Here is a 2,938-nt window from a genome sequence, read left to right on the forward strand (position 1 = left end):
GTGACCCGCGCCGAGGGCGCCTTCGCCCGCGGCGACGCCGTGGTGGTGCGCGCGCCCGACGGCGAGGAGGTGGCCCGCGGCCTCGTGGCCTATGACGCGGACGAGGCCGCCCGCATCGCCGGCCATCCCTCCGCCGAGATCGAGACGCTGCTCGGGTATCGCGGCCGCTCGGCGCTGATCCACCGCGACGATCTGGTGATGACCGGGGCGTAAAATCGAAATAGGTTCAAGTCCAGGGGCGGTCGGCCGGCGGTTCTCAATTCGGGAGTTTTAATATGACGGCTGTGAAATTGTATTGGTGGGGCGTTCCGGCGGGCGGCACTGTGAACGTCGGCGACGAAATTGGACGATATATTTCCGAGTTTGTATCCCGGAAGAAGGTCGAGTGGGCGAATCTGGCGGAGTGCAATCTGCTCTCGGCCGGCAGCACGATTTCTTGGCTTCACAGGTCCCAGCATCTGTCGAAACGGACGGAAAAATGCTTCGTCTGGGGCACGGGCCTGATGTCCGGCCAGGAGGTCAAGCAGAACGAGAAGATCGAATTCTGCTCGGTCCGCGGTTATCTGACGAAAACGATGATCGAAACGACGAACAATCTCGGGGTCGGCGATCCCGGCATTCTGATATCTGAGCTGTGGCCGTATCAGGGCGGCAAGAAGCATAAGCTCGGGATCATTCCGCACTGGAAGCAGCTGGAGAACCCGTTCATTCGAGCCTTCGCCGAAAAGATCGGCGGTAAGATCATCGACGTCACCAGTCCGGACATCAAGGGAACGATACACGAGATCGCGTCCTGCGAACGTATCGTGTCGTCGAGCCTTCATGGCGTGATCTTCGCCGACTCCTACGGCGTTCCGAACATCTGGATGAAGACGAAGGCCATACATGGCGGACGGTCGTGGAAGTTCTACGACTATTTCACGTCGGCCGGTCGGTCGAACTTTGAGCAGGTCGACGTTCTCCGGGCCTCAAAGATCGACGACGATCTGTACTCCGTGCCCGACGAAAAGCTGATCGGCGCTCTGAAGAAGAATGTGTTCGACGCGTTCCCGCGTCCGCTGCTTGGATGATGAGCGGCGATCGTCTGGTCCCGGCGCATCCGGCTGGAGAGCCGACGCTTCGCGCTTGGGCTCGGCGAGAACCCCGGCCGGGCGCGTGACGTCCGCATGACGGCCTGAGGCGCGTCGTGCGGCGCGATCGCTGCGCCGGCGCCTTTGGCGCACGCTGCTGACCGGGGCCTGACGCAGGCGAGCCCCGCCGTGGCGGGCGGATGACGCCTTGCGCGAAACGCGCTACATCGCGCCTTCGCTCAGGAGTTTGAGGGAGCTTGCGTCATGTCCGCCGCCGCCGAACGGCTCATCGAAGTGGACGCCATCATGCTGGAGCTGGGCCGCCGCGCGCGCGCGGCCTCGCGGGCGCTGGCGCTGGCGCCACGGGCGGCGAAGGACGCGGCGCTGCTCTCCGCCGCCGCCCGCATCCGCGCCACCACCCGGCAGATCCTAGTCGCCAACGAGGCCGATCTCGCGGGCGCCCGGCAGGCGGGCGTGGCGGCGTCGTATCTCGACCGGCTGACGCTGACGGCGGAGCGGCTCGAAGGCGTGGCGGAAGGGCTGGAGACGGTCGCGGGCCTGCCCGATCCGGTCGGCGAGGTGATCGCGGACTGGACCCGGCCCAACGGCCTGCGCATCGAGCGCGTGCGCACTCCGCTCGGGGTGATCGGCGTGATCTACGAGAGCCGGCCCAACGTCACGGCGGACGCCGGCGCCCTGTGCCTGAAGGCGGGCAACGCCGCCATCCTGCGCGGCGGCACCGACAGCTTCCGCTCGTCCGCCGCCATCCACGCGGCGCTGGTCCACGGCCTCGCCGAGGCCGGCCTGCCGGAGGACGCGATCCAGCTCGTGCCGACCCGCGACCGCGCGGCGGTGGGCGAGATGCTTGCGGGCCTCGAGGGCAATCTCGACGTGATCGTGCCGCGCGGCGGCAAGGGGCTGGTCGCGCGGGTGCAGGCGGAGGCGCGGGTGCCGGTCTTCGCCCATCTCGACGGCAACAACCATCTCTACGTGGCGGCGGGGTCCGATCTCGCCATGGCGCGCGCGATCTCGCTCAACGCCAAGATGCGCCGCACCGGCGTCTGCGGCGCGGCCGAGACGCTGCTGGTGGACCGCGCGGTGGCCGACACCCATCTCGCGCCGCTGGTCGAGGACCTGCTCGCGGCCGGCTGCGCCGTGCGCGGCGACGCGGCCGTGCGCGCGGTCGATCCCCGCGTCACCTTCGCGACCGAGGACGACTGGGGCACGGAGTTCCTCGACGCCATCATCGCGGCCAAGGTGGTGGACGGGATCGACGACGCGCTGGCGCACATCGCCGACTACGGCTCGCACCACACCGACGCCATCGTCACCGACGACGCGGCGCTGGCGGAGCGCTTCCTGCGCGAGGTGGACAGCGCCATCGTGGCGCACAACGCCTCGACCCAGTTCGCGGACGGCGGCGAGTTCGGCTTCGGCGCCGAGATCGGCATCGCCACCGGCCGCATGCACGCCCGCGGCCCGGTCGGCGTCGAGCAGCTCACCTCGTTCAACTACCGGCTGCACGGAACCGGCCAGACGCGGCCGTGAACGCGCCCGTCCGATTGCCGCCTCATGGGCGGGGCCTGCGGATCGGCCTGTTCGGCGGCTCGTTCAACCCGCCCCACGAGGGCCACCGCCTGGTGTCGCTGATCGCGTTGCGCCGCCTGAAGCTCGACCGGGTGTGGTGGCTGGTTTCGCCCGGCAATCCGCTGAAGGACACCGCCGGGCTGCCGACGATCGCGGCGCGGATCGCGGCGGCGCGGCGGATCGCCCGCCATCCGCGCATCGTCGTCACCGGGGTGGAGGAGGCGCTGGGCGCCCGCGTCACCGCCGACACGCTGCGGGCGCTGCGGCGGCGCTGCCCGGCC

Annotated in this window: 3 protein-coding genes and 1 pseudogene; all 4 read left to right on the top strand. The window is 69.3% G+C overall.

What is annotated here, in order from left to right:
- Nucleotides 1-213, top strand: a 213-nt coding sequence (locus ACFQ4O_RS16460; protein WP_378777279.1) for a PUA domain-containing protein, incomplete at its 5' end; no start/stop codon positions are given.
- Nucleotides 214-275: 62 nt separating this feature from the next.
- The gene (locus ACFQ4O_RS16465) at nucleotides 276-1,070 is read left to right on the top strand and encodes a polysaccharide pyruvyl transferase family protein (protein ID WP_378777281.1); all 795 of its coding nucleotides are present in this window, start codon (nucleotides 276-278) and stop codon (nucleotides 1,068-1,070) included.
- A 264-nt stretch (nucleotides 1,071-1,334) separates the two neighbouring features.
- A complete protein-coding gene (locus tag ACFQ4O_RS16470; RefSeq protein WP_378777283.1) occupies nucleotides 1,335-2,618 on the top strand; it encodes a glutamate-5-semialdehyde dehydrogenase in 1,284 nt (427 codons plus the stop codon).
- Nucleotides 2,615-2,938 (top strand): annotated as a pseudogene (locus ACFQ4O_RS16475) (nicotinic acid mononucleotide adenylyltransferase); the annotation flags it as partial. The gene ACFQ4O_RS16470 and the pseudogene ACFQ4O_RS16475, both read left to right, overlap by 4 nt.

The sequence above is a fragment of the Methylopila musalis genome, assembly GCF_042679725.1.
Taxonomy (GTDB): domain Bacteria; phylum Pseudomonadota; class Alphaproteobacteria; order Rhizobiales; family Methylopilaceae; genus Methylopila; species Methylopila musalis.

Bases quoted from the DNA above. Each gene is read 5' to 3' on its own strand.
- ACFQ4O_RS16465 (WP_378777281.1), top strand. From the start codon at position 276: ATGACGGCTGTGAAATTGTATTGGTGGGGCGTTCCGGCGGGCGGCACT.
- ACFQ4O_RS16470 (WP_378777283.1), top strand. From the start codon at position 1,335: ATGTCCGCCGCCGCCGAACGGCTCATCGAAGTGGACGCCATCATGCTG.